The sequence below is a fragment of the Pseudomonas sp. zfem001 genome, assembly GCF_032621725.1.
GTDB classification, from domain to species: Bacteria; Pseudomonadota; Gammaproteobacteria; order Pseudomonadales; family Pseudomonadaceae; genus Aquipseudomonas; species Aquipseudomonas sediminis.
The window spans coordinates 1-22,164 of record NZ_JAVYJI010000006.1; the positions used below are offsets into that span (position 1 = coordinate 1).

Here is a 22,164-nt window from a genome sequence, read left to right on the forward strand (position 1 = left end):
CTTACCATCCTCAATGCGATGCTCCGTGATCAGGCTCATTTCAGGCCTCAAGTGGCTTGACGCTGAACACGGTTGCTCGCCCGTAAGGGGCGAAACCCTTCAGATCAGACGACGCGCTAACGGATAGTGCCAGCACCGGCAGCTAACACGTAATTGCCAGTACGGTGTCAATCCGTACCCTCACCAAACTATGCGAAGAGCCAAAAAAAGCCGGCGCTCCTTACGGAGGCGCCGGCTTTTTAAGCCCGCAATGTCGATCAGAATTCGTGATCGGCGGTGTCCGGGTTAAGGTCGCTGATGCCCAGCTTGCCCGCGGCCTGCTCGATGGCGCCGGTCTGCTTGACCAGTGCGGCGATGGCGTCACGTACCAGTTGCTGACCTTCGGCGTTGCCTTCCGCGATCAACTGATCGAAGTGCACGTTGTTCTTCTCGGCACTGTCGACCAGCGCCTGCAGCTTGGCTTCGGTTTCCTGCAGGTCGGCCTTGAGCGTGGCGTCGGCCTCGGCGTCAGCCTTGGCCACCAGCTCGGACAGGCTCGGGCCGGTCAGGGTGCTGCCGTCGACCTTCTTGTACTCGCCCAGGTAAACGTTGCGAATGCCTTTGCCGTTGTAGAAGTGCGAGTTGTGGGTGTTGTCGCTGAAGCAGTCATGCTCGTCTTCGGTGGAGTTGGCCTCCAGCGCGACCTTCATGCGCTCGCCGGCCAGTTCGCCGAGCGACAGGCTGCCCATGCCGAACAGCATCTTGCGCAGACCGTTGTCTGCCGAATCGGCGACCAGTTCGCTACGATAGTTGCCTTCTACGCCGTCCTTCCACTGCTCGACCATGTCGTTCAGGTCGCTGACCAGCAGGTCGGTGGCGGCCTTGAGGAAGTCGCGGCGGCGTTCGTTGTGGCCACCGGTGGCGCCTTCGCCAACCAGATAGTCGGTATAGGGACGCTCGCCGGCGCCTGGCTCGGTGCCATTGAGGTCCTGGCCCCAGAGCAGGAATTCGATGGCGTGGTAGCCGGTGGCGACGTTGGCCTCGGAGCCACCCAGTTCGTTCAGGCTGGCCAGCAGCTCGCCGTTGATTTCGCTGACGTCGATCTTGTCTTCACCGACCTGGATTTCGGTGTTGGCGATGATATTGGCTTGTGCGCCAGGGTTGCCCAGGGCGTGCTGGTAATCCTCGGCCACGTAGTCGATCAGGCCTTCGTCCAGCGGCCAGGCGTTGAGCTGACCTTCCCATTCGTCGACCACCGGGTTACCGAAACGGAACACTTCGGTCTGCATGTACGGCACGCGTGCGGCCAACCAGGCTTCGCGCGCAGCTTTCAGAGTCGCTTCGCTTGGGTCGGCGAGCAGGGCGTCTACCGCGTTCTGCAGGGCCTTGCCGGTGCTCGCTGCGTCGCTGAACACGGCCAGGGCGAGATCGGCGTAATGATTGACCACGGCCTTCGCCGCTGCTTCGTCGACCTTCGCCGCAGTGGCTGGCGCTGCGCTCTCGGTGGCGGCGGCAGGCGCTGCAGCCTGGGGGGCGGGGGCTTTGTCTTCGCCACAGCCAGCGAGGGAAATGGCGATGGCCAGCAGGCTGGCGGAGGCCAGAGGCATACGAATCATGGCGGGGTCCTTTGCATGTACGAAATGTGGACGGTACTCAGTAGTACCTGAAAAACTGCGACATAATGCAAATGTTTCGCATTATGTGTAAAGGCCATTATTTGTCGTTGTGCGGGATATCGCTATCGAGCCACCTCGTTGCCGTTAGAATGCCAGCACCCGATTCGCAGTTCTGCATGGAGAAAACTGCATGAGCCTGACCGCTGTGATCATCATCGTTGTCCTCGTCCTGCTCGGCGCCTACGCGGTGTCGTTGTACAACGGGCTGGTACGCCTCAAGCATGGCGTGAGCAAGGCTTGGTCGAACATCGATGTGCTGCTCAAGCAACGGCATGACGAACTGCCCAAGCTGGTGGAAACCTGCAAGCAGTACATGCAGTACGAAGGCTCGACCCTGGAGCGGGTGATTGCAGCGCGTAGCGCCGTTGCCAGTGCTCGCGAACAACATGATGTCGGCGCTCTGGGCAAGGCCGAGAGTGGTTTGCGCGCGGGCCTCGGCCAGCTATTCGCGCTTGCCGAGAACTATCCCGAGCTGAAGGCCAACGACAGCTTCCAGCACCTGCAGCAGCGCATCAGCGGCCTGGAAAATGGTATCGCCGACCGCCGCGAGCTGTACAACGAGGCGGCCAACCTCAACAACGTGCGCATTGAGCAGTTTCCCGATGTACTCATCGCGCGCATGTTCAACTTCCAGGCTGCCGAGTTGCTGGTGTTCAGTGAGGCGGAGAAAGCCGATGTGGACATGAAATCATTGTTCAACTGAGAACCTGCCGATGATGCAGGTCGATCCCTTCGGCTTCTTCTTCACCCTCACGTTCACCCTTGGCGCCTGCCTGGGCGGCGCCTGGTGGTGCCTGCGGGGTTGGTCGCAGGCGCGCCATCTGCTCGACACGCCGACCTCGAAGATTCGCTCGGCGGCGCAGGGTTACGTCGAACTCTATGGGGTGCTCGAAGCGTTGCCGGACATGCAGTTGCGCGGGCCGCTGACTGGCAAGCCCTGCCTGTGGTGGCGCTTTCGCATCGAGGAATATCGTTCCAGCGGCAAGAAGCGCAGCTGGCGGGTAATCGAGAGTGGCGCCAGCGATGCCTGGTTACGCCTGGTCGATGGCACCGGCGAATGCCTGATCGACCCACGTGGTGCCGAGATTCATGCGGCGGTGCGTGACGTCTGGGAGGGCAACCTGCGGCACCCGCTGGGCCCGGCCAAGAGCGGATTGTTCGGTTTTCTCACCAGCGGTCAGCGTTATCGCTACTGCGAGGAACGCTTTCACGTTGGCCAGCCGCTGTATGCCATCGGCGATTTTCGCACCCGTGGCGCTGCGCAGCAGGGATTCGACAGGCAGGCCGCTCAGGGCGAAGTGATCCGTGAGTGGAAGGGCGATTACGTCGGCCTGCTGCGGCGTTTCGACAGCGACGGCAACGGCGAGCTCGACGAGCAGGAATGGAATCGCGTGCGACTGGCGGCGCAGCTGGAGGCAGAGGATCGCCATCGGCAACAGGCATCCGAGCCGGCGCGGCATCACATGGCCAAGCCTGGCGAACGGCAGCCGTTCATCCTCTCCAATAGCGGTGAGGACGAACTGGCTCGCAGATTCTATTGGCAAGCCGCCGGTGGCGCCGTGATGTGCCTAGCCGGTGCGTTGGCCACGGCCTGGTTGTTGGGTGTGCAGAACTGGTAAGCCGGGGTGGCGGGCTAGAACAAAAACGCCGCGACGAATCGCGGCGTTTTTTGTGGCTGACGTTTAGAGCGTCGCGGCTGAGCTCAGGCGTCGTGACTGCTTGAGGAACAGCGTCAAATCGCGCGCTAGCAGCGGCTTGCTGTACAGGTAGCCCTGACCTTCATGGCAACCCTGGGCGATGATGTAGGCCTCCTGCTCGGCGGTTTCCACGCCTTCGGCGATGACTTGCATGCCGAGGCTCTTGCCCAGCTGAATGATGGCGCGAACGATGGTGGCGTCGTCTTCGTCTTCGAGCAGATCCTGCACGAAGCTCTTGTCGATCTTGATCTTGTCCAGCGGCAGGCTCTTCAGATAGCTCAGCGAGGAGTAGCCGGTACCGAAGTCGTCGATGGCGATCAGCGCGCCGGAGCGGCGCAGGCTGAGCAGGTGCTGGGCGGCAGTACTGATGTCTTCCATCAGGCCGGTCTCGGTGACTTCCAGCTCCAGGCTTTTGGGCGGCAGACGGTAGACCTGCATCAGATTGTTGACCACGCGCGGCAGCTCGGCGTGGTGCAACTGCACGGTGGACAGATTGATGGCCATGCGCAGATCGCTGAAGCCCTGGTCATGCCATTCGCGCAGTTGGCGGCAGGTCTGGTCGAGAATCCATTCGCCAATGGGAATGATGGTGCCGTTCTGTTCGGCCAGTGGGATGAACAGGTCCGGTGCGACGAAGCCATGCTGCGGGTGCTGCCAGCGCAGCAGTGCTTCGACGCCGACCACACGGTGGTCGCGGTAGTCTATCTGGGGCTGGTAGACCAGGTGCAACTGGTTCTGCGCCAGAGCATCGCGCAGATCCTTTTCCAGCTCACGACGACGACGCATCTCGCTGTCGACGCTGGCGATGTAGAACTGGTAGCGATTGCGCGAACGGCTCTTGGCCAGGGTCATGGTCTGTTCGGCTTTCTGCAGCAGCTTCTCGGTACTGTCGCCGTCTTCCGGGAACAGGGTGATGCCGATGGTGGCGCGCAGGCGCACTTCGTGCTGATCGAGGAGGAAGGGCAGCTCCAGGTCGTCGAGTACGCTCTGCGCCAGCTCGGCAGCTTCGTAGGGTTGTTCTATATCGGCTTGAACCAGGGCGAACTGGTCGCCGCCCAGGCGAGCCAGGGCACCGAGGCGGCCGCTATGGCTGCGCAGGCGGTCGGACAATGCGAGCAGCAACTGGTCGCCGCTCTGGTAACTGAATTGTTCGTTGATGCCCTTGAAATCATCCAGGCCGACGCAGAGTACGGCTACGCGGCGCTGCAGGCGGCCGGCGTCTTCGAGAATCTGGTCGAGTTGCTGTTGCAGTTGCTGGCGATTGGGCAGACCGGTGAGGAAGTCGTATTGAGCCATGCGCAGCAGGCTGTTCTCGGCTTCACGGCGCAGGTGGGTATTGCGTTCGATGGAGGAGAGCAACTGGTTGGCGGTGTTGATCCACAAGCCCAGCTCGTTCTTCTCGTTGCCCTTGAGCATGGGCAGCTTGTGTTCGCTAGGGCGGTCGGGATTGATGTTGGTGAGGTGCTCGATGATTTTCGACAGCGGTTTTGTCAGCAGCCAGTGATAAACCAGATAGAGCACCAGGCCCATCGCCATGGCGCGCAGCACACCTGAGATGAAGATGATCACCGAGTTGGTGACGAAACTTTCACCGTAAGGCGCCGTATCGAGGGTGATGTTGAGGTCACCGTAATACTCGCTGTAGGGGCCACGGCCGACCAGTTTGGTGGCGAACTGCTGCTCCTGCCCGAGGATCGGGTCGGTCAGCCAGCGAGTCGGCATCTGTGCCAGATCACGAGTGCGCTCGGCGAGCATGGGTTCGTTGGGGTGGCCAATGGAGGCGTGACGCACCGATTCGTGCTGGAACAGCCCCTCGATCACCTGCATACCCATCTCGCGGTCCAGGCTGTATACCGCTTGAGTGGAGGGGTCACGGAACATGCCGAGGATGCGATGGGCATCGTTGGCCACCGCCTGACGTGTCTTGTAGGCGTCGAAGACAATCTGCGCACAACTCAATACCACCCCGACTACGAGTGCTGATAACAGCACCACGCGGAGCAACTTGAGTGACAAGCTGTTCTTCAATTCCAGCTTCAAAGGCAATTCCTTATGTCGATGCTTACAGCGTCAGTCAGACGAGAGTATTGGCAATCTAGGCCTGGCCGTCAAAGGGCCATCATGCCTGGTGGCACTATTTATTCACAAGGAACGCTCTTGGTGCGCATCGCGGCCTCTAGGTCGGCTCCTTGCTCTGTGTCGGTGCGATCGTTACGGACTTGAGTACCCTTGGTCGTATTGATCCCCTGTTGCTGTTACGCCTTGTTTTGCGCCGTTCGTCGCTTGTTTCGCGGCTGGCACAAGAGTTGCGGAGGTCGGGCATCGACCAGGAGGGGACTCGTGATGAAAACGCTCATGCTGTTGCTCGTCGCTGTCAGCTTTGCCCCACAGGCTCATGCCGCCAGCGAGGAGGCCGTCAATACGGCCTGGCTGGTGTTGGCCAGCGTGCTGGTGTTCTTCATGCAGGCGGGCTTCGCCTTGTTGGAGAGCGGTATGTCGCGGGCCAAGAATGCAGTCAACGTGATGATGAAGAACTACATGGACTGCTGCGTGGGTGGCATCGTGTTCTGGTTGTTCGGCTTCGGTTTGATGTTTGGCGCCAATGTCACCGGCTGGTTCGGCATGAGTCATTTCGCACCGAATGACGGCGAGCCCTGGGACTACACCTTCCTGCTGTTCCAGATGATGTTCGCCGCCACCGCTGCGACCATCGCCAGTGGTGCCATGGCCGAGCGCACGCGGTATGGCGCCTATTTGATCGGGGCGGTGCTGATCAGCGGTGTGATCTACCCGATATTCGGCAGCTGGGTGTGGGGTGGTTTGTACGGCGGCCAGGGCTGGCTGGCCAAGCTCGGCTTCATCGATTTTGCCGGCTCGACCGTGGTGCACAGCATCGGTGCCTGGTGTGCTCTGGCTGGGATTCTGGTACTGGGCCCGCGCCTCGGGCGTTTCTCACCTGATGGCAGGGCGCGTTTGATTCCCGGGCACAACCTCGGGCTGGTGGCATTGGGCGGTTTCATCCTCTGGGTAGGCTGGTTCGGCTTCAACGCCGGCAGCAACCTGGAGGTCAGCAGCAGTCTCGGGTTGATCGCCCTGAATACGCATCTGGCAGCGGTCGCTGGCGCGCTCGGCGCTCTGTTGGCGCAGCGCAGCACGGCCAGCCCGGTACTGTTGACCACTACGGTGAATGGCTCGATTGGCGGGCTGGTCGGTATCACCGCCGGCTGCGCCAGCATGGCACCGGATTTCGCTTTGCTCAGTGGTCTGATCGCCGGGTTTGTCGTGGTCTACGGCATGCGTTTGCTCGATCGCCTGCAGCTCGACGATGTGGTCGGTGCGATTCCAGTCCACGGGTTCGCCGGCATCTGGGGCACCCTGGCGGCAGGTCTGTTCTATCAGGGCGACCTGTTCAACTGGGAGCGTGTCGCGGTGCAGGCATTGGGCGCTGCGGCTGCCTTTCTCTGGGCCTTTCCGGTTGCCCTGGTGTTCTACTTCCTTTTGGCCAAAACCATGGGGCTGCGGGTTTCGACCCAGCATGAGCAGCGTGGGCTGGATTTTGCCGAGCATGCCGAGGTCGGTTATCCGGAGTTCAACCTGACGCAGACCTTCGACAGCGAGCAATGGTCGAGGAGGGGCTGAGTATGAGATTGAGCCTGCGCCGTCGCGCGATCTACACCGGCCTGGCCGGACACTTCTCGGATGAAGAGGTCTGGCCATTGCTGGCGCTGTGGGAGAACAAGTACGCGGAGCAGCCGCCGTTCGCTCTCAATGAGTTCCTCGCCGAGGTGGTGCTACGCACCGAGCGCAAGCTCGAACGCGCGCGCCTGTATCGTGAGTTGGTCGGCGCCCTGACAGGGCCACCCTCGCAACTGTTGCCTGACCCGGAGGAACAACTGGCCGCCTGGCGCCAGGGACGCAATGAAGCCGTAAGGCAAGTGGCGACGCCGGATAGCGCCGCGCAAGCGACTTTTCTGGCCCTTAACCAGGCGCTGCTGGAGCAACTCGATGGCACGCAGCAGGCGGCGCTAAGGCGCTTTGCCGCCGGCAACCTGTCCGGTATGGGCGTGAGCTCCGAGCTGTCGACGCGTTTGCGTATCTGGTTGGAACAGGGTGGTGGCGACGGCATCGCCAATCTGGGGCTGGAGCAGCTGCGCAAGCTGTTGAACCTGCTCTATATCGGGCTTTGCGAGTTTCTCGGGCCGGTACGTGCCGATCGCGTACTGAGTCAGGCGGTCAACCGCGTGGAGGGGCAGGGGGTGGAGTTCTCACCACGTCGACTGCTCTAGATAGCCAGTGTCAGAAACGAAAAACCCGGCCATCAAGGCCGGGTTTTCGCATTACGGGGCTGAGATTCAGGCCGCGTAGTTCTGGGCGACGAAGTCCCAGTTCACCAGGTTCCAGAACGCCTCGACGTACTTCGGACGCAGGTTGCGGTAGTCGATGTAGTAGGCGTGTTCCCAGACGTCGCAGGTCAGCAGCGGGGTGTCGCCGCTGGTCAGCGGGCAGCCAGCGCCGATGGTGCTGGCCAGGGCCAGGGAGCCGTCAGCTTTCTTCACCAGCCAGCCCCAGCCGGAACCGAAGGTGCCGATGGAAACCTTGCTGAACTCTTCCTTGAACTTGTCGAAGGAACCGAAGGCAGCGTTGATGGCGTCAGCCAGTGCGCCGGTCGGCTGGCCACCGCCGTTCGGCGACAGGCAGTTCCAGTAGAAGGTGTGGTTCCACACCTGAGCGGCGTTGTTGAAGATGCCGCCCGAGGAGGTCTTGACGATTTCTTCCAGGCTCTTGCCTTCGAACTCGGTGCCCGGCACCAGGTTGTTCAGGTTCACGACGTAGGTGTTGTGGTGCTTGTCGTGGTGGAACTCGAGGGTCTCGGCGGAAATGTGCGGCTCGAGGGCATTCTTTTCGTAAGGCAGCGGCGGCAATTCAAAAGCCATGGTCTATCTCCTACTCAGGTCGTGTGCGGTATGCGCAAGGCCGATCACGGGCGGCCTATAGGCGGCGTCGAGTTTGTACTCTTTGCGCCGCAGACTCGGGATCATAGCACCCAGCCACGGCCATAACCACGCAACATCTGTGTGGGAAAGCCGGTGCCAGGGCCTCTGCAGCATTGGGTTCGACAGCCAGGGACGCCAGCAGTTGCCTCTTTCTGCGCGGTGGTGCCGAAACACCAACAGACCTTAAAGCGCGCCGGCTTTTTTCCAGGCCAGATAGCTGCTCACCAGTTCCGGGCCGAGTTCGCCTGGGCGGGCATCGAGCACCGGTACGTCGTGGGCGGCCAGGCGCTCGTGCAGGTCGGCGCGGGCGTTGAGGTAGTCCAGCGTGCCGCAGTAGGCCAGGGCCTGATCGAATTGCTCTACGGGCGTCTGGCGCAGGCGATCCAGCGCTTCCTCACGCAGGCTGGTGATCAGCACGCGATGCTGGCGTGACAGGCGACGCACGGCGGCGAGCAGGTCCTGATCGTCTTCATCGCGCAGGTTGGTCACCAGTACCACCAGCGAGCGACGCCGCTGACGCGCCAGCAGCAGATCGGCGGCGGCGCTGAAGTCGGCAGGTTGCTGGCTGGTGTCGAGGTCGTAAACGGCATTGAGCAGCACGTTCAGCTGAGCCGGGCCTTTGACCGGCGCCAGGTAACGCGACTGGTTGCCGGCGAAGGTCGCCAGGCCGACGGCATCGCCCTGGCGCAGGGCGACGTAGCTGAGCAGCAGGCAGGCGTTGAGCGCATGGTCGAAGTGCGACAGTTCGTCGTCCTCGCTGCGCATACGGCGGCCGCAATCGAGTAGGAAGACGATCTGCTGGTCGCGCTCGTCCTGATACTCGCGAGCGATGGGTGTGCGCTTGCGAGCAGTGGCCTTCCAGTCGATCTGGCGCAAGGTGTCGCCGTCACGAAATTCGCGTAGCTGGTGAAATTCCAGACCCAGACCGCGACGCGGGCGTTGGCGCACGCCCAACTGACTCAGCCAGTCATCCACGGCCTTGAGCTGCGCGCCGTAGAGGCGGGCGAAGTCCGGGTAAACGCGACTCTCGTCAGCCAGCGGCAGCAGACGCTTGGCTTGCCACAGACGTAGTGGGCTGGGCAGTTTCAGTTCGCACTGGGCAAAGTGGAAATGCCCGCGGATCAGCGGTTTCAGGCGATAGCTGGCCTGGGTTTGCTGGCCCGGGTGCAGGGTGATGCGTTGCGGCAGGAAGTCGAAGGCCATGCCTTCCGGTACATGGTCGAAGACCTCGATTTCCTGGGTTTGGGCAAAGTCATGGTGAACGATCAGTTGCACCTCGCTCCAGCGCCCGAGCGGCAGATTACCCGGCAACACGCGCTCCAGGCGCGGTGATGGCTGACGACGCAGCCACAGGGCGTCGACAGCGGCGATCAGCAGCAACGCCAGCAACAGCCCCCAGGCCACTGGCATCAGGCTATCTGCCAGGCGAATGCCGAGCAGGGGCAAGGCACCGAGCAATACGGCGGCGGCGAACAGGCCGCCGAGCAGCCCGAGGAGCAGGCGCGAAGGTTTCATAGGCGCGGTGCCGGCACCTGATCGAGCAACTGTTGCAGAACCTGATCCACCGACAGGCCTTCGATATCCAGCTCTGGCGCCAGACGTACGCGATGACGCAGCACGGCCAGCGCGCAGCTCTTGATGTCATCCGGCAGGACGAAGTCGCCGCCGCGCAGCAGCGCGCGCGCCCGGGCGCCGCGTACCAGGGCGATCGACGCACGCGGCCCGGCGCCCATGGCCAGGCCTGGCCAACTGCGGGTGGCGCGGGCCAGGCGCACGGCGTAATCGAGCACCTGATCATCCAGGGCCAAATCGCTGGCGATCTTTTGCAGCGCCAGCACGTCCTTGGCTTGTAGCAGGGTGCGCAGCGGGCTGACTTCGAGCATGTCGGCCTTGGCCGAGCGGGTCACCTGGCGCACCATGTTCAGCTCTTCGTCCTGCTGCGGATAATCCATACGCAGTTTGAGCATGAAGCGGTCCAGCTCGGCTTCCGGCAGCGGGTAGGTGCCTTCCTGCTCGATCGGGTTCATGGTCGCCAGCACCATGAACGGCAGCTGCACGGGCAGGGCGCGACCTTCCAGGGTTACCTGGCGTTCCTGCATCACTTCCAGCAGGGCGGCCTGGGTCTTGGCTGGTGCGCGGTTGATTTCGTCGGCCAGCAGCAGGTTGGTGAACACCGGGCCCTTGCGCAGCTTGAACTGCTCGCTCTGCATGTCGTACACGGCATGGCCAGTGACATCGCTGGGCATCAGGTCCGGGGTGAACTGGATGCGCGCGAACTCGCCGCCGAAGCAGCGCGCCAGGGCGCGTACCAGCAGGGTCTTGCCCAGCCCCGGCACACCTTCGACCAGCACATGGCCACCGGCGATGAGCGCGGTGAGCACATCGTCGATCACCGCGCTCTGGCCGATCACGGCCTTGCGCAGCTCGGCGCGCAGGGCCTGGGCCAACTGGCTGGCACGCTGGCGCTGTTGCGCTTGCGGGTTGCTTGGCGCGGCGGTCGGGGTTTCCTGCACCGGCAGGTTGTCGTTCTCGGGGATCTCGCTCATAGGGCATTCCTGAGGGTTTGCAGGTGGGCGACCTGGCGGGTGAAGTCACTGGCGGACAGGCGCTGCGGCGGCAATGGGCGCATGGCCTGGCTGATGTTCTTGGCGGGCAGGCGGGTCAGGCGACCGAGCACTTGCCATTGTTCGGCGACGGCGAGTTTCTCGAAACCGGGGTGGCGGCGGCGCGCGCGGCGATTGATGTCCTGCTGCAGGCCTTTGAGCAGGCTGTGCTGACCACTGCGACGGAGGAGGAAGTCGGCACTGCCGCGCAGGTGTTCTTCGAGCTGGCGACGGGCTCTGCTGGCCGGTGCCTGCAGTGGGCCATGGCGCACGCCGACGTGCCACAGGGTGGCGATGATCAACAGCGCCAGCACCAGCAGCGCCAACGGGAAATGGCGCAGCAGCAGGCGGGCCAGGCCGTCACTGTCGGCGTGATAGAGCAGGGTCACGGCGCTGTCCTGGCTCAGGTACCAGAGCAGCCAGGCGTGGTCGTATTCGTTGATGTTGCGGTTCTGCCAGATCCACGGATCGCTCAGTACGGTGATCAGGCCATCGCCGTGGTAAAGCTGCAGCAAGTGCGTGGCAGAGTCGCTGTTGGCCCAGGCGTGCGCCCGGTTCTGCGCGTCGTACAGATGAAAGTCGGTGTCGAAGGCGATGTAGGCCGGGGCCTGTTCGTTCTCCAGGTAGAGCTTGGTGAGCTGCGGGTAGGCCTCGTGCTCTTCGTTGTCCGGCTCGGGCTCACTGGCATCTTCGTCATCCAGGTCGTCACTCATGTATTGCTGGATGCCGAGCAGATCGAGTAGCAGGTCGCCGCTCTTGCCTTCCTCTTCGTCCCACAGGCGTTCGGCGATGAACAGCAGGTGACCGCCATTGGCCGTCCATTGCAGCACGCGCTCGACCTGGCGTGGCGTCATGTTGCCGCGGTCGGCCAGTAGCATCAGGGTCTGACCTTCGCTGGGCAGGCCGTCCAGCACGTCCAGGCCTTCGGCGCGGCGAGCGGCGATGCCCTGTTTGCGCAGGAAGTGCTCGGCCGCCAGGTAAGGGCTGCTGGCAACCTCGGGAGAAGGGCCGTGTTCGACCACGTCCTCATAAGGTTCGAGCTTGCCCAGCACATAACTGGCGAGCAGTCCCAGGCCCAGCAGCAGGGCCATGGCGAGGATGAAACCGGCGCGCCGACTCATGCTGCACGCTCCTGACCGAAGAGGCTACGCCAGCCCTGGCACAGGCCCTGGCGCAATGACTCGTCAGGCAGGCGATGACCATAGGCCAGGACCTGCCAATGCAGGGTGAGCTGGTGACTGTAGTCTTCCAGATTCTGCTGCCCAAGACCTGCGACCAGATGCAGCACTTCGCCTTCGGTGTGCGACTGTTTCAGGGGCAGGCGGTGCTCGTGCAAAAGCCGGCTGAGCAAGGCGCGGTAGAGCAAACCGAGTGCTGCACGCGGCTCTTCGGCCCAGAGCCGTTCGGCTTCGCTGGCGACGTCATCGGGCAGTGTCTCCGGCGCCAGTTCCAGACCGAACAGCTGTTGCGGCGCGACCTGCCGGCGTCGTGTCGGCAGGCCGATATGTTCGCCAAAGGCCTGCAGCCACTCGCGGTAGCGCCACAGAACGAAGGTCAGCAGCGCGGCCAGCGCCGTCCACAGCAGCACTTCGAAGATCTGCGCGACGACATCCAGGCTTTTCCACCATTCGCCGAGTTTGAGCAGGTTCTTGAGCATATCGAGGAAGGCTTCGACGTCTTCCGGTTTGGGCTCCTCAGCGGGCTTTTCTTCGCCCAGGCGCCAGCGCGTGACGGTTTCGCGGTGCTGGAAGGGCGGTTCGTCGAGCAGCGCTTCGATGCTTTCACGCGCGGCCTGGCTGCTCAGCGGCTGCTGGAGCAGGCGTGGTGCCTCGGGGCCTTGCGGGTCGGCCTGCTCAACGTCTTCGCTGACGATTGGTTGCGTGTCGGCCCAAGCGTCGCCTGGCAGCTGCGTCAGCAATACGGCGCAACCGAGCAACAGGGCGTAGGCGCTGCCGGTCAGGCGTTGGCGCAGGCGGCGGAAGGTCAGCTCGATATCCCAGGCTTCCAGGGCGGTGCGGCGGTTGAGGTAGAGCGTGAAGCCGCAGGCGACGTAGACCGGCTCCCAGATGATCAGCAGTAGCACGTAAAGCAGGTTGGACAGGTGCTCCAGCCACAGCCATTGGCCACTGCTGGCGGCGATCATGCTTTCCCAGGTCCAGTTCAGCTCCACCTGTTGTGGCAGCATCAGATAGAACAGGGCGACCAGGCCCATCCACAGAGCGACTTCCAGGTGCATGCCCACCAGCGTCAGCCAGGTAGCGGCGGCACTGTCGCGCTGGCCGAGCACTACCAGGCGCTGGCTGCGCGCCTGCCCGGCCAGGCCCTCCAATTGCAACACGGGTAGATCGAAGCTGCGTGTCGGGCTCAGTCGGCGCCAGGTCAGGCTGGCCAGCAATTGTGGCCGCAGTAGTTTCGGTAGGGCCCGCAAGGCCTGTTTCAACGAGGGCGTGTTGCCGAACAGGGCTTGCGAAAGGATGTACAGCGGCAGCCGTTCATAGGCGGGTTTGAGCCACCAGAACAGGAAGATGGCCCAGCCTGGATACTGCCAGAGCAAGGCGCAGAGCAGGGCGAAAAGGGGCAGTGTGACCAGTGCCCAACCGGCCATCAGCAAACCAGCATGACGGCGGGCAAGCAGCACGCCGAGGTCAATGGCTTCCCAGGCGCTGCGCGGGCGGATGGCGACGCTGGCTTCAGTCAGGCGCATGCTGCCTCCGCCCGGCCAGCAACAGATAACTCAGCACCAGCGCCCAGAGCCCCGCGCCGACGGCGTACTTGATATTCGGGCTGGCGAAGGTGGTGGATGACCAGAACGCCTCGATGAAGGCGGCCAGCAGCAGGAACAGAATCACCCCGGCCACAAGCTGTATCGCCTTGCCAGCTGCCTGGCGCAAGGCCTCGCCACGGGGCAGGCGGCCGGGGGCGAGCAGCGCCCAGCCGAGCTTGAAACCGGCTGCGCCAGCCAGGGCGATGGCGGTCAGCTCGAAGGCACCATGGCCGATGACGAAGGACCAGAACGGCTCGCCGTAGCCGATGCGCGTCAGATGGCCGGCCACTGCGCCTATCATCAGGCCGTTGAACAGCAGGAAGAACAGGCTGCCGAGGCCCAGCAGCAGACCGCTGGCGAAGGTCTGAAAGGCGATGCCGATGTTGTTCATGATGTAGAAGCCGAACATCACCCAGTCGTCGCCCGAACCGCGTTCGCTGAAGCGGCCGAGGCGTCGCGCGTCTGGGTCGTACATGCCTTCCATTTCGCTGACCTGATCGGGACTGACCAGGCTGAAAATCAGCTCGGGATAGAGATAGGTCAGCAGCCCCATCAATGCCAGGCTGCCGAAGAACAGCAGGCTGGCCACGCACACGCTGCGCCACTCGCTGCGTACCAGGCGCGGGAAGCCGCCGAACAGAAAGCGGATCATCTGCGCGCCAAGGTGGCTGCGATGACGGTAGAACTGCTGGTGGCCGCGCATCGCCAGTTGCTGCAACTGATCGATCAGATGGCTGCTGTAGCCGCGCGCCTGAGCCAGCGCCAGATGTTGGCAAAGCTGCCGGTAGCTGGCGGCGAAGCCATGGTAGGCCTGCGTTTTGGACTTGCCGCGTTCAAGCGCCTCGAGTTGGCTGTTGAAGGCATCCCAATCCGGCTGATGGCGACTTTCGAACAGGCTCTGTTTCACGGTGCACTTCCCAGAAGGCCGCGCGCGATGCCGTTGAGGCGCGGTTCGGCCTGTTCGGCAGGCACTTGCAGTGGCTCGGCCAGCAGCGCCGCCAGTTCGGCGCGGCGCGCTGCGGAGAGTTGCCCGCTACGTTCGGCAAAACCGAGGACGGCGCGCTGCTCGTCAAGGTTGAGCGTGAAGGGCGCTGGCAGCGGCTCTGCGTCGGCGAGTAGCGGTTTGCTCAGTGGCGCATCGCGATAGACCACCAGCGTGCCGGCAGCGATATCGCCAAGGCGCTTGAAGGCCGGGTGGTTAAGGCAACTGATGATGCCCAGGGTGTAGCCAAACGGCAAAATATCGACGAAGCGCAGCAGGTTGCGCGTCAGCGATGCGGCCCAGCCGATGGGCGTACCGTCATCGTGCACCACGCGTAGGCCAAGCATCTGCTTGCCGGGAGAGCGGCCCTGGTTGAGCACCTCGAACAGCACCATGTACCACCAGGTCACGAGAAACAGCAGGATGGTGCCCAGGCCCATGCCGAACTGACCAAGCAGGCCGAGCACAATGAACGTCGCGCTCAGGATCAGGCCGCGAATGGCCAGGTCGATGGCGAACGCCAGGGCGCGCGGGACCAGCCCGGCTGGTCGCAGATGCAGATCGATACCTTCCGGCGTTTCGACCTGATAGCGAGTATCCAGGGGCGGCAGTGGGGATGAAAGGCTGGCGCTTGAGCGTGAGGGCATCGGCGGACTGCATCAAGGAAAGCCCGATGCTAGCGAGCAGCGGGCCACGAACGCAACCGGGCCAGTGAACTGGCCCGAGTCACGTCGGCTTTACTGGGCGGCCGGCAGCACGCCGAAGATGGTGCGATACAGCACGCCCATGGCCACTACCATCAGCGGGATGCTCCACACCAGGCCGATACCCAGCGGGATGGCGCTGACCATGACGATCAGGCCGAGCACGATGAACAGACCGAAGACCTTGAACCAGTGCTGGGTGATGGCCTTGCGCGAGGCTTCCAGCGCCTGCCAGGGCGACAGGCCGCGCTCGACTACCAGCGGTACAGCCAGCAGGTAGGCGACGCCCATATAGATGCCGGGGATCAGCAGCAGGATCATGCCGAGGTAGATCAGCAGCATCATCACCACGGCGGTGATGATCAGCGGCACGGTGCGGCCGAAGTGGCTGAAGATTTCGTTGAAGTTCAGCGGTTGGTCGGCGGCGCGGCGAATGCCGACCATGTTGATGCCGGCCATGAAGGGGTAGGCCAGGGCCGATGCCAGCAACGAAATCAGGATCTCGCCGATGAACATCAGGGCGATGCTATCGCTCAGCGCGCCGAAGATACCCACTACGCCGCCGAGGATGAACGTGGCGGCCAGCAGTACCACGTAGAACACCAGGAAACCGCCGATGATGATGCCTTTGGTGCCTTTGACCTTGCTCCAGGACTCGCTCAGCAGGTCGCCGATGTTGAAGTCATAGCCGCGTGCCAGGGCTTCTTCGATGCTCGGTACCTGGTTGGACGGCACTTGTTGCAGGTTGCTGGTGGGGGCGGCATAGGGATTGGGGGTGATTGCGTCACTCATGGCTGCGTCCTTGTACAGAGTGCTAGAGAAATGCCAATGCTAATGGTTACAGCATTTTTCTCAAGTGCAGCGCATCCGCTCATACGGCACCTGTGCGCTGGTTCATGCTTTTGCCGGCGGCGGCGAGGCCGGAGGTGAATGATAGACTGGCGGCAATTTTGCCTTGGGTACGGAGCCGCCAATGACTTCCAGCATCTTCTGGTACGACTACGAGACCACCGGTATCAATCCGCGGTGTGACCGCCCGCTGCAGGTGGCAGGTATCCGTACCGATGAGGCGCTGAACGAGATCGGCGAGCCACTGAACATCTACTGCCGCCCCAGTGACGATATCTTGCCGCATCCGGCTGCCTGCCTGGTGACTGGTATCGATCCGCAGCGCCTGCAACAGTTGGGGCTCGACGAAGGCGAGTTCATGACTCGCGTGCATTACGCGCTCTCGTTACCGGGCACCTGTGGCGCCGGATACAACAGCTTGCGTTTCGATGACGAGGTGACGCGCTACAGCCTCTATCGCAACTTCTTCGACCCCTATGCGCGCGAGTGGCAGGGCGGCAACAGCCGCTGGGACCTGATCGATCTGGTGCGCACGGCCTATGCGCTGCGTCCCGAAGGCATCGAGTGGCCTGAGGAAGAGGGCCGGGTCTCGCTCAAGCTGGAGCGGCTGACCCAGGCCAATGACATCGATCATGGCCAGGCGCATGACGCGCTGTCCGACGTGCGCGCCACCATTGGCCTGGCACGGCTACTGCGTGACCGCCAGCCAAAGCTGTACGACTTTCTCTACCAACTGCGCAGCAAGCAGCGAGTGCTGGATCAGATTCGTCTGTTGCAGCCGCTGCTGCACATTTCCGGACGCTTCTCTGCGGCACGTCATTATCTGGCGCCCGTGCTGCCCTTGGCTTGGCATCCGCGCAATCGCAATGCGCTGATCGTCTGTGATCTGCAGGCCGATCCGTCACCCTTGCTGAGTCTGGATGCCGACACGCTGCGTAGTCGTCTCTACACGCGCCGTGAGGATCTCGCCGAGGGCGAGTTGCCGGTGCCGCTGAAGCTGCTGCACATCAATCGCTGTCCGGTCGTGGCGCCGCTTTCGGTGCTGCGCGAGGCGGATCGACAGCGTTTGCAGCTGGACTGGCCGAGTTGTGAGCGCAATGTCGAAGTGTTGAAAAATGAACAGCCGCTTTGGCAGGACAAGTTAGCGGTCATTTACCGTGAAGAGGCTTTCGCGGGCAGTAACGACCCCGAGCAACAGCTGTACGATGGGTTTATCGGTGACCGTGACCGTCGTTTGTGTGAGCAGGTGCGTAACGCTCAACCCGATGCATTGGCCAACGACAAAAAGTGGCCATTCGATGATGCCCGGCTGCCAGAGTTGTTGTTTCGTTATCGCGCGCGCAATTTTCCCGCCAGTCTGTCAGCAGCTGAATCTCAGCGCTGGGCAGAGTTCTGCCGGCAGCGTCTGAACGATCCGCAGTTCGGTGCCCCCAATACACTGACGCAATTTCACGCAGCGTTGGAGCAGTTGCGCGCTGACTGCAGCCCAAGCCAATTGCAACTTTTGCAGCAGTGGCAGACGTATGCACAGGCGCTGCAGGCGCGTCTTGCTATCAATCCCGCTGGCGTTTAAAGCGGACAACAGGACGCCGGGGCAATGCGCGGAGGCGATGGCCGTTTCTGTGCGTTGTAAGAAAAATTGGGATACGGGAACTTTTCGTTCGTTCAGCATTGATGCTAACGCAAGCAATTACCTGGAGCGGCTACTTCTGAAAAACATCGGCAATAAAAAACGCCAGCATGGCTGGCGTTTTGGGTGTCGCTCTGGAGTTAGCCCAGCAGAGTGGCCCAGCCTTCGACGACGTCGGCGCCCCACTTGGCTTTCCACTCTTTCAGCGTCTTGTGGTTGCCGCCTTTGGTTTCGATCACTTCGCCGCTGTGCGGGTTCTTGTACTGCTTGACCTTGCGCGCGCGCTTGGCAGCAGCAGGCTTGCTGGCGCGTACGCCTTTAGCGCTTTTGGCTTCAGGATCGAGCAGGGCGATGACGTCGCGCAGCGACTTCTGGTATTCGCCCATCAGGGTGCGCAGCTTGCCTTCGAATTCCAGCTCTTTCTTCAGCTTGTCGTCTTGCGACATGTTCTTCAGACGCTCTTGGAGCTCTTTGATGCTTTCTTCGATGTTGCGGTATTCGTTGATCAGCGACATGGGCATTACCTTGGCGTGAATAAATCTGTGGTAGTCAACAGTGATCCAATAATAGTCACGCACTTATAACAAGTAAACAGCAGGCCACAAAATTACCGAAATGCAATGCAACCCTATGTGTCGTTCAGGCTTAAGTTAAATCGGCTACAGCAACTAGGTCATGAAGTTTTCCGTGCGCTCAAATAGTGCGCTTTCTAGGTGCTCAGTCGCGGGCTGTTGCAGGTGCGTGGCTGCTGCAGTTTTTTCGCCATATCGTTAGAATGGTCGACTTTTGCGCCGCCATTGGGGTTTTAGTTATGCGCACGTTCAGATTAGTCATCTCCTGCCCTGACCGCGTCGGTATCGTTGCCAAAGTCAGTAATTTCCTTGCCACCTATAACGGCTGGATTACCGAAGCCAGTCACCACTCCGATACACAGAGTGGCTGGTTCTTCATGCGCCACGAAATCCGTGCCGACTCGCTGCCGTTCGATCTGGATGGTTTCAAGCAGGCGTTCTCGCCGATTGCCCGTGAGTTCTCCATGGAGTGGCGCGTCACCGATTCGGCGCAGAAAAAGCGCGTGGTGCTGATGGCCAGTCGCGAGTCGCACTGCCTGGCCGATCTGCTGCATCGTTGGCACAGCAATGAACTCGACTGCGAGATTCCCTGTGTGATCGCGAACCATGACGATCTGCGCAGCATGGTCGAGTGGCACGGCATTCCGTACTTCCATGTTCCGGTCGACCCCAAGGACAAGGCACCGGCCTTCGCCGAGGTGGAGCGGCTGGTCAAAGAGCATCAGGCCGATGTCATCGTCCTGGCGCGTTACATGCAGATCTTGCCGCCGGCGCTGTGTGCCGAGTTCTCTCAGCGTGTAATCAATATCCACCACAGCTTCCTGCCCTCGTTCGTCGGCGCCAAGCCCTATCACCAGGCCTCGCTGCGTGGCGTGAAGCTGATCGGTGCAACATCTCATTACGTTACCGAAGAACTGGATGCCGGCCCGATCATCGAACAGGATGTAGTCCGCGTTACGCATCGCGACGATATCGAGGAAATGGTGCGCCTGGGCAAGGACGTGGAGAAGATGGTGCTGGCGCGTGGGCTACGCTATCACTTGGAAGACCGAGTGCTGGTGCACGACAACAAGACGGTGGTGTTCGACTGATCTTGCTGCGTGGGCCGGCCCGATGCACGTCAGAGGAGAACGCCCATGCTCAAGTCCATCAAGGTGCGCGACTACATGACTCGCCATCTGGTGACCTTCAGGTCGGATACCGATCTGTTCACCGCCATCAATCGATTGCTGGAACACCGTATTTCCGGGGCTCCGGTGGTCGATTCCCAGGGCCACCTGATTGGCTTGCTGTCGGAGGGTGACTGTTTGCGTGGCATTCTCTCCGGCGCCTACTACGAAGCGGTTGGCGGTACCGTCAGCACCTACATGACCACCGAAGTCGAGACGGTGAGCCCGGAGGCGGACATCATCGAGCTGTCAGAGCGCTTTCTGCGGGGGCGGCGTCGGCGCATGCCGGTGATCGAGAGCGGTCGTCTGATCGGCCAGATCAGTCGTCATGACGTGCTTCGTGCCGTCAAGGAGTTCGCCCAACATGAGCAGGGTGAACTGAGCGTCGGTTGAGGAGAGGTGCAATGAGTGATCCGCTGGACAAGGCGACCTCCAAGGCGCCCCCGACTCTGGGGGAAGGCTGCGTGCGGCGTTACGACCCTGATGCATTGAGCGAAGAGGATGGTACCGAGTTCGCCGATGCGGCAGAGCTGTGGCGCCAGTTGCAGGAAGATACCCAGGACAAGCCTGAGCACGAGCGGTAAACAGGAAGGGCGCCATCGGCGCCCTTCTTGTTGTCGACAGATTCAGATGCGGAAGCTGTCGACCAGGTGCTTGAGGCGCACGGCTTGTTGCTCAAGGTCGCCGCAGGCACGCAGGGTGGCCTGCAGGTTCTCCACACCTTCCTGGTTGAGGGTGTTGATCTCGATGATGTCCATGTTCAGTGATTCGATCACCGAGGTCTGTTCCTCGGTGGCAGTGGCCACCGACTGGTTCATCCCATCGATCTCGCCGATGCGGGCCGTCACCGTGCCCAATCGTTCGCCGGCCTGGTTGGCGATGTCCACGCTTTCTTCGCTGTAGCGTTGGCTCTCTGTCATGGTGGTGACCGATTCTCGCGATCCGACCTGCAGCTCCTCGATCATCTTCTCGATTTCCTGCGCCGACTCCTGAGTACGGTGCGCCAGGTTGCGCACCTCGTCGGCCACCACGGCAAAGCCGCGTCCCGCTTCGCCGGCACGAGCCGCCTCGATGGCGGCGTTGAGCGCGAGCAGGTTGGTCTGTTGGGAAATGCTCTTGATCACTTCGAGAATCTGGCCGATGTCCACGGTCTTGCTGTTGAGCATCTCGATCTTGGCGCAGGCGTCGCTGATCTTGTTCGATAGCTCGCTCATCGAACGGATCGCCTGCTGCACCACCTTGCCGCCGTCTTCTGCCTGATGACGGGCATCCGATGCCTGATTCGAAGCATCGGCGGCGTTGCGCGCGATTTCCTGTGCGGCCGCGCCGAGCTGGTTGATCGCCGCTGCCACGCTGTTGGTGCGGCTGGCCTGTTCGTCGGAGTTGGCCATCGACGAGTTGGAGGCATTGACCACCAGCTTGGCCACTTCATTGACCTGTGTGGTAGCCGATGACACTTCACGGATGGAGCTGTGGATGCGCTCGACGAAACGATTGAAGGAGCTGGCGAGAGCGCCGAATTCGTCGTTGGAGTGAATCGCCAGGCGCTTGGTCAGGTCACCTTCACCCTGAGCAATATCCTCCATGGCTTTGCCCATGGTGTTCAGCGGCTGCATCAACACGCGGATCAGCAGGCCGAGCAGGACAATGATCAGCACCACGGCAATCACCGTGACGATGATGGCCGAGGCGCGGAATTCACTGAGCATGGAATAGGCCTTGGCCTTGTCGACCGACAAACCGATATGCCAGTTGACCGAAGGCAGGCCCTTGATCGGCGTGAAGGTCAGGATGCGGGTGTTGCCATCGAGCTGAGCCTCGCTGAACTCGTTGCTGATACGTGGTGTGTTCTGCGGGTAGATGTCCTTGAGATTCTTCATCACCAGGCTCTTGTCCGGGTGGACCAGAATCTTGCCATCGGCGCTGACCAGAAATGCATAGCCGATCCCGTCGAAGTCCAGCGCGTTGATGATGTTGACCAGGGTTTGCAGGCTCAGGTCACCACCCACCACCCCGGCTGGACGCGCCGGTGTGGCGATGGTGATGATCAGCTCGCCAGTGGCGGCATCGACGTAAGGCTCGGTAAGGGTGGTGCCGCCGGCGGCCAGGGCGTCCTTGTACCAGGGGCGGGTGCGTGGGTCATAGTCGGCGGGCATCTGCTCGTCCGGGCGCATGGTGAAACCGCCGCTTTCGGTGCCCAGATAGGTAAAGGCGAAGGAAGAGGTTAGCGCCTTCTGCTCCAGCAGTTTGATCACGCGATCCGGCTCGCTATCGTTGCTGATCGACTGCGCAGCGCTTTCCACCAGCAGGATGCGTCCGGACAGCCAGTTCTGGATATTGCTGGCAGTCACATTGCCCATTTCACGCAGATAGCTTTCCAGGTCCTCGCGGATGGCATTGCGTTGCAGGTAATCGTTGTAAAGGGTGAACAGCGAGAAGGCGGCGATCACCACCAGTGAGGCTGCGAGCAGAATCTTGTGGCTGAACTGCAGGTTTTTGCTCATGTTGTCTTGCGTCCGGATGGCTCTGGAACCAGTCTTGTATT

At 61.9% G+C, this 22,164-nt stretch carries 20 protein-coding genes; 8 read left to right on the forward strand and 12 right to left on the reverse strand.

The genetic code is table 11. The features are described 5' to 3' along the window. Positions 1 to 257: 257 nt before the first annotated feature. On the reverse strand, positions 258 to 1,595 hold the full coding sequence (locus tag RTH74_RS18490) for an imelysin family protein (RefSeq protein ID WP_316915606.1): 1,338 nt from the start codon (positions 1,593 to 1,595) through the stop codon (positions 258 to 260). Positions 1,596 to 1,785: 190 nt separating this feature from the next. Here RTH74_RS18490 and RTH74_RS18495 point away from each other — a divergent pair, with 190 nt between their 5' ends. Beyond that, positions 1,786 to 2,358, forward strand: a complete 573-nt coding sequence (locus RTH74_RS18495; protein WP_316915607.1) for a LemA family protein — start codon at positions 1,786 to 1,788, stop codon at positions 2,356 to 2,358. A gap of 10 nt (positions 2,359 to 2,368) precedes the next feature. Continuing rightward, a complete protein-coding gene (locus tag RTH74_RS18500) occupies positions 2,369 to 3,274 on the forward strand; it encodes a GIDE domain-containing protein (RefSeq protein WP_316915608.1) in 906 nt (301 codons plus the stop codon). Between the two features lie 63 nt (positions 3,275 to 3,337). On the opposite strand, the gene RTH74_RS18505 is transcribed toward RTH74_RS18500, so the two are convergent. Continuing rightward, entirely contained in the window at positions 3,338 to 5,392 is a 2,055-nt protein-coding gene (locus tag RTH74_RS18505) for an EAL domain-containing protein (RefSeq protein WP_316915609.1), read from the reverse strand. A gap of 303 nt (positions 5,393 to 5,695) precedes the next feature. Here RTH74_RS18505 and RTH74_RS18510 point away from each other — a divergent pair, with 303 nt between their 5' ends. Beyond that, positions 5,696 to 6,991 (forward strand): ammonium transporter, encoded by a 1,296-nt coding sequence (locus RTH74_RS18510; protein WP_316915610.1) that lies wholly within the window; start codon positions 5,696 to 5,698, stop codon positions 6,989 to 6,991. Between the two features lie 2 nt (positions 6,992 to 6,993). Then, positions 6,994 to 7,638, forward strand: coding sequence for a hypothetical protein (locus RTH74_RS18515; RefSeq protein WP_316915611.1), 645 nt, complete (start codon positions 6,994 to 6,996; stop codon positions 7,636 to 7,638). 66 nt (positions 7,639 to 7,704) lie between these two features. On the opposite strand, the gene RTH74_RS18520 is transcribed toward RTH74_RS18515, so the two are convergent. From RTH74_RS18520 to RTH74_RS18555, 8 genes are all read right to left on the reverse strand, one after another. Next, positions 7,705 to 8,286 (reverse strand): superoxide dismutase, encoded by a 582-nt coding sequence (locus RTH74_RS18520; RefSeq protein WP_003462535.1) that lies wholly within the window; start codon positions 8,284 to 8,286, stop codon positions 7,705 to 7,707. Between the two features lie 243 nt (positions 8,287 to 8,529). Beyond that, a complete protein-coding gene (locus RTH74_RS18525; RefSeq protein ID WP_316915612.1) occupies positions 8,530 to 9,861 on the reverse strand; it encodes a DUF58 domain-containing protein in 1,332 nt (443 codons plus the stop codon). Next, complete coding sequence (locus RTH74_RS18530) at positions 9,858 to 10,892, reverse strand: AAA family ATPase (protein ID WP_125880593.1); 1,035 nt, start codon at positions 10,890 to 10,892, stop codon at positions 9,858 to 9,860. Before RTH74_RS18530 ends, RTH74_RS18525 begins: the two co-directional genes overlap by 4 nt. Beyond that, complete coding sequence (locus RTH74_RS18535; RefSeq protein WP_099525724.1) at positions 10,889 to 12,070, reverse strand: DUF4350 domain-containing protein; 1,182 nt, start codon at positions 12,068 to 12,070, stop codon at positions 10,889 to 10,891. Before RTH74_RS18535 ends, RTH74_RS18530 begins: the two co-directional genes overlap by 4 nt. After that, positions 12,067 to 13,653 carry a DUF4129 domain-containing protein gene (locus tag RTH74_RS18540; RefSeq protein ID WP_316915613.1) on the reverse strand — a complete coding sequence of 529 codons (1,587 nt, stop codon included), beginning with the start codon at positions 13,651 to 13,653 and terminating at the stop codon, positions 12,067 to 12,069. Before RTH74_RS18540 ends, RTH74_RS18535 begins: the two co-directional genes overlap by 4 nt. Then, positions 13,640 to 14,620 carry a stage II sporulation protein M gene (locus tag RTH74_RS18545; RefSeq protein WP_316915614.1) on the reverse strand — a complete coding sequence of 327 codons (981 nt, stop codon included), beginning with the start codon at positions 14,618 to 14,620 and terminating at the stop codon, positions 13,640 to 13,642. The genes RTH74_RS18540 and RTH74_RS18545 overlap by 14 nt, the downstream gene beginning before the upstream one ends. Then, positions 14,617 to 15,342, reverse strand: a complete 726-nt coding sequence (locus RTH74_RS18550; RefSeq protein WP_316915615.1) for an RDD family protein — start codon at positions 15,340 to 15,342, stop codon at positions 14,617 to 14,619. The genes RTH74_RS18545 and RTH74_RS18550 overlap by 4 nt, the downstream gene beginning before the upstream one ends. A 90-nt stretch (positions 15,343 to 15,432) precedes the next feature. Further along, entirely contained in the window at positions 15,433 to 16,191 is a 759-nt protein-coding gene (locus RTH74_RS18555; protein ID WP_316915616.1) for a hypothetical protein, read from the reverse strand. Between the two features lie 181 nt (positions 16,192 to 16,372). Here RTH74_RS18555 and sbcB point away from each other — a divergent pair, with 181 nt between their 5' ends. Continuing rightward, entirely contained in the window at positions 16,373 to 17,821 is a 1,449-nt protein-coding gene (sbcB, locus tag RTH74_RS18560; RefSeq protein WP_316915617.1) for an exodeoxyribonuclease I, read from the forward strand. A gap of 197 nt (positions 17,822 to 18,018) precedes the next feature. Here sbcB and mvaT read toward each other — a convergent pair whose 3' ends face one another. Then, positions 18,019 to 18,393 carry a histone-like nucleoid-structuring protein MvaT gene (mvaT, locus tag RTH74_RS18565; protein WP_099525718.1) on the reverse strand — a complete coding sequence of 125 codons (375 nt, stop codon included), beginning with the start codon at positions 18,391 to 18,393 and terminating at the stop codon, positions 18,019 to 18,021. Between the two features lie 296 nt (positions 18,394 to 18,689). Here mvaT and purU point away from each other — a divergent pair, with 296 nt between their 5' ends. The 3 genes from purU to RTH74_RS18580 are packed head-to-tail and all read left to right on the forward strand — an operon-like array spanning position 18,690 to position 20,203. Then, a complete protein-coding gene (gene purU / locus RTH74_RS18570; protein ID WP_099525717.1) occupies positions 18,690 to 19,541 on the forward strand; it encodes a formyltetrahydrofolate deformylase in 852 nt (283 codons plus the stop codon). A gap of 45 nt (positions 19,542 to 19,586) precedes the next feature. Further along, positions 19,587 to 20,012, forward strand: coding sequence for a CBS domain-containing protein (locus tag RTH74_RS18575; protein ID WP_099525716.1), 426 nt, complete (start codon positions 19,587 to 19,589; stop codon positions 20,010 to 20,012). Between the two features lie 11 nt (positions 20,013 to 20,023). Then, positions 20,024 to 20,203 carry a hypothetical protein gene (locus tag RTH74_RS18580; RefSeq protein WP_106734443.1) on the forward strand — a complete coding sequence of 60 codons (180 nt, stop codon included), beginning with the start codon at positions 20,024 to 20,026 and terminating at the stop codon, positions 20,201 to 20,203. 42 nt (positions 20,204 to 20,245) lie between these two features. On the opposite strand, the gene RTH74_RS18585 is transcribed toward RTH74_RS18580, so the two are convergent. Next, entirely contained in the window at positions 20,246 to 22,123 is a 1,878-nt protein-coding gene (locus tag RTH74_RS18585) for a methyl-accepting chemotaxis protein (protein ID WP_316915618.1), read from the reverse strand. Positions 22,124 to 22,164: the final 41 nt, after the last annotated feature.